Origin of the sequence: Actinacidiphila oryziradicis (assembly GCF_005047355.1) — a bacterium.
Classification (GTDB): domain Bacteria; phylum Actinomycetota; class Actinomycetes; order Streptomycetales; family Streptomycetaceae; genus Actinacidiphila; species Actinacidiphila oryziradicis.
This window is the reverse complement of sequence record NZ_SUMC01000253.1, coordinates 1-3,578: the sequence shown is the minus strand read 5'-3', so window position 1 is coordinate 3,578 and position 3,578 is coordinate 1. Positions and strand designations below refer to the sequence as shown.

General features: G+C 66.7%; 4 protein-coding genes. All 4 read left to right on the top strand.

The window, feature by feature from the left end; genetic code table 11:
* Positions 1-315: 315 nt before the first annotated feature.
* Positions 316-1,656: a leucine zipper domain-containing protein gene (locus FCI23_RS54520; RefSeq protein WP_136731604.1), complete on the top strand. Its 1,341-nt coding sequence runs from the start codon at positions 316-318 to the stop codon at positions 1,654-1,656.
* A 227-nt stretch (positions 1,657-1,883) separates the two neighbouring features.
* Positions 1,884-2,093 (top strand): hypothetical protein, encoded by a 210-nt coding sequence (locus FCI23_RS54515; protein WP_136731603.1) that lies wholly within the window; start codon positions 1,884-1,886, stop codon positions 2,091-2,093.
* Between the two features lie 175 nt (positions 2,094-2,268).
* Complete coding sequence (locus tag FCI23_RS54510; protein WP_136731602.1) at positions 2,269-2,736, top strand: hypothetical protein; 468 nt, start codon at positions 2,269-2,271, stop codon at positions 2,734-2,736.
* Between the two features lie 11 nt (positions 2,737-2,747).
* The gene (locus FCI23_RS54505; RefSeq protein ID WP_136731601.1) at positions 2,748-3,323 is read left to right on the top strand and encodes a type II toxin-antitoxin system prevent-host-death family antitoxin; all 576 of its coding nucleotides are present in this window, start codon (positions 2,748-2,750) and stop codon (positions 3,321-3,323) included.
* Positions 3,324-3,578: the final 255 nt, after the last annotated feature.

Sequence of the window (3,578 nt, the reverse complement as noted above, 5' to 3'; positions counted from 1 at the left end):
CCTCATCAAGCTCGAAGCCCGCAACGCCTTCGGCTTCCGCAACCGCGAGCACCAACGCCTACGGTCACGCTGCGCGACCACCAGGCGGAGCCGCAGAGAGGCGAAGCCCGGTTAAATTCGAAGACCCATGATGGCCCCCGAAATACCGAAGACCCCCGAACAGAGATCGGGGGTCCTCAGCTACACCAGATCACCCAAAAATGGGTCTGATCGTGGCGTGGTCGGCCTGGCAGGGCCTGATCGCGCGACGTAACCACCAAATGACATAGAGGAACCGTGCGCGACTGCTTCGATTCTACCGGTGCATCCTCCCCGGTGTACAATCTCCCGGCCGTCCGGGAGCAAGGCTCCCCGAACCGTTACCGCCCCCTCGCCGCCAAGTGGCAGGACCTCCTGCGGACCGGTCAGGGCCAGTACGGATCCCGGTCGGAGGCGGTCTTCGCCTTCACGATGCATGTCATCGGTCGGGGCTGGGACTGGACCCGCTGGTATGGCGAGATCTCGGACGAGTCCAACAAACTAGGCGACGTCTACCGCTTCCGTGGAGGCAAGGCCGGTCACCGGTCCATCGCCGACCCCGTGAAGGCCGCCAGGGCCGACTGGGACCGTGCGGTCCGCAAGTTCCAGGCCAGCCCTCCTGTCCAGGGCAAGGACGACGCTCGTGCCCTCCTCGTCCCCATCCGTGTCCACCTGTCCCACTCGGTCGTGTCCCGTACCGACCGTCACGTCCTGGAGTACCTCCACTCCGAGGGTCAGCGTCGTGGCCGCATCCTGCTCTCCGCCTCCGTACGCGACATAGCCCTCGGTGCCGCCGTCCACCGTGACACCGCGTGCCGTTCCGTGAACCGCCTCACCAAGCAGGGCTGGCTCTCCAAGCACGAAGACCGTCTCCAGGTCCGTGACGCTCAGGTCTACAAGCTCCTGGCCCCGGGGGTCCGGGAGTGCACGGAATGCACCGAGGAGGTGTGCACAGGAGTCGACACAGTCCCGTCTCTACGAGACGGGAGGTCCACCGGGCGTGAGGTCAGTGTCGACTCTCGTGCACAGAACCGTGCACAGCCTGCTCTGGATGTGGCCACCACAGACGCCTTCCTCAAGCTGGGGAGGGCAGCGGCTGCGGTGTACGCGGTACTCGGCGATGAGGCCCTCACGGTGGACCAGGTAGTCACCAAGGCGGGAGTGGCCAAGAGGACCGCCTACAAGTGGCTCGCATCCTTGCGGGATCAGGGCATGGCGATCGAGACCGACCGCACATGGACCCGGGGGTACCGGGACCTGGGCAAGGTGGCAGCCGACATCGGGGCCACCGGCAAGGGGTTCAAGCGCAGGACGCACATCCGGGACCAGCGGAGGGCGTGGGACGACAAGGCCGACCGTGTCCAGTTCAACGTCGACAAGGAACGCTACGGGCGCCGTACGGCTGTGGAGCGGGCCGTGGAGACCGCCCGAGCCCGACGGGCCCTGGAGGCCGCTGAGGGCCCCGTGGAGAGCGTGGATGGCGGCATCGTGGTGAACCTGCTGACCGGGGAGGTCATGGAGCCGCAGGAGGCCACCCCGGAGGTCACCGATGTGGAGGTCGAGGAGACACCGCTGTGGTGGCGGGAAGGCCGGTGGCCGACGGTGTCAGAGGAGGCCGAACTGGCACTTACCGCGTGACCACGGTGGCGGCCCGTACAGGACAGGCTCGCCGGCCAAGTCCAAGCTCGCCGCGATGGCTGCCCGGATCAGCCGGATCGGCACCCGGTCCGCCACCACGGTCTGAGGCAGACATTTAAAAATCCCCAGAGGCACTGACCAGACAGCACCCCTGGGGTAGCCTGTCCGGGTTAGTCACCTTTAGTGAGGTCACTAAGTTGGGACGAACCGGGACAGGGGAGGGGCACATGAACCAGCCGCCGGAGATCGCCAACGGGGTCTATGTGGACAGCGCCGGTACGCGCCACCTCCTTCGGGCGGTCCGCCCTCTTCGTGGCGGCGGAGCGGCCCTCTGCGGTCGGGGCCCCGGGGTCTTCGGCTGGCGGCGGGGGGCGGGCAACCAGAAGCTCAAGGTGATCCCGCTGTGCGGCGAGTGCCGGGCGGTGCGGGGTCGATAGGGCGAGGAGCCCGCTCCGACCTACATGGCCCAGGGGCCGCAGAGGTCCAGCCCTGCTCGGCTCGGAGGAGGCGCCAGGGTGCTCACCTGGTGTTTACCTCTCGATCCCCAGAAGTGCTCACTTGGTGCTCACCTCGACTTGCCCCGAGGTGAGCACTTGGTGTTTACTTAGCTCCATGAGCAGCAATGATGCCCCCTCCGAGGGGTTCTCTTCCCTCGCCATCCACGAGGCCGCACATACGGTGGCCTGCCTCGTCGAGGAGGGAACCTTCAGGTATGTGACCCTGCGCCCCCGCAGCAGGCTCAGCGAGGGCCACATCTACGGCATGCGGCGCATCGGGGTCGTGGCGCGCGGGGTCATTTCGCTGGCGGGCCCCTTCGCCGAGGCCATCCTCTTGGGCGACGGTGACAGAGGCGAACTCCCGACGCTGATAAAGGCGGGTTCGTCCGTCGACATGGACGATGTGGACGCCCTCGGCCTCTCGGAGGAGGACCTCACCCTGGTCTATGACGGGGCTGTCAGGTTGGTGGACGAATACTGGGAGGACATCGTCATGGTCGCTGAGCTGTTGGAGAAGCGCCGCACCCTCACCATGGGCGAGGTGTATCAGGCCATGTGGGCCGTCCGCTCCGATGTCGCCTGAGGAGGTCGTACATGTCCACCTACACCGCCAAGATGATGCGGTCCAATGCCGGCCAGATGCTCGACCAGGCCAGGCGAGGCGAAGAGGTCGTCATCACCCGCCGGGGAGCCGAGCGGTTCGTCCTGCTGTACGAGCCCGAGGGAAGTGCTCACTCAGGTGAGCACCCGGAGGTGAGCACCGAGGTGACCACCGCGCTGGCGGAGATGCGGGAGATGCTCGCGGAGGTCCAGGAGGCGGTGCGGGGGATGACGGGTATCCAGATAGTGGGTACCCCTGGCGAGGCCGACACCGCAGCTCAGGATCGTTTTGCGGAGGTGCGCGAAGTGATCGCCCAGAAGCCGGAGACCGCACAGTCCTCCGCCCAGCCCAGCGAGGGCCAACTCCGGGTGGAGCAGATGACGCGGGCGCAGGCCCGGAAGGAAGCCCGTACGCAGGATGCCATGGAGCGGGCCGCGGAGCAGGAGCAAGACCGCCGCGAGGAGGACCGGCTGCTTAACCAGGGCAGGGTCGAGGCGATGGCGCGGCCGAACCGCAGTGCTGTGTCCACGGTCGAGGAGAGCGCGGTGACCTCCTCGAAGGCGGAGTGACCCCTGAGGATCCGCAGGTCGGCCAGCTTGCCCCGGCCGAGAGCCCTGTCGCCACCGAGGTCCCGCGAGCACTCGACCCACCAGGCCATTGCCGACTTTCAGCTTGAGATTTAAGCTCGCCAAGATCGTTTCTCGTCGGGGTTCCCCATTCCCCTGACAGCAAGCGCGGCCGTCCGTGATCCTTCGGAGTGTCGAGCTCGAAGGTGTCACAAGAACGGCCGCTGCAATGAGTGTTGTTGATGACGCCACCCGCGT

What these genes read in the sequence shown, in the direction of transcription:
- FCI23_RS54510 (WP_136731602.1), top strand. Translation starts at nt 2,269, where the DNA reads ATGAGCAGCAATGATGCCCCCTCCGAGGGGTTCTCTTCCCTCGCCATC.
- FCI23_RS54505 (WP_136731601.1), top strand. Translation starts at nt 2,748, where the DNA reads ATGTCCACCTACACCGCCAAGATGATGCGGTCCAATGCCGGCCAGATG.
- FCI23_RS54515 (WP_136731603.1), top strand. Translation starts at nt 1,884, where the DNA reads ATGAACCAGCCGCCGGAGATCGCCAACGGGGTCTATGTGGACAGCGCC.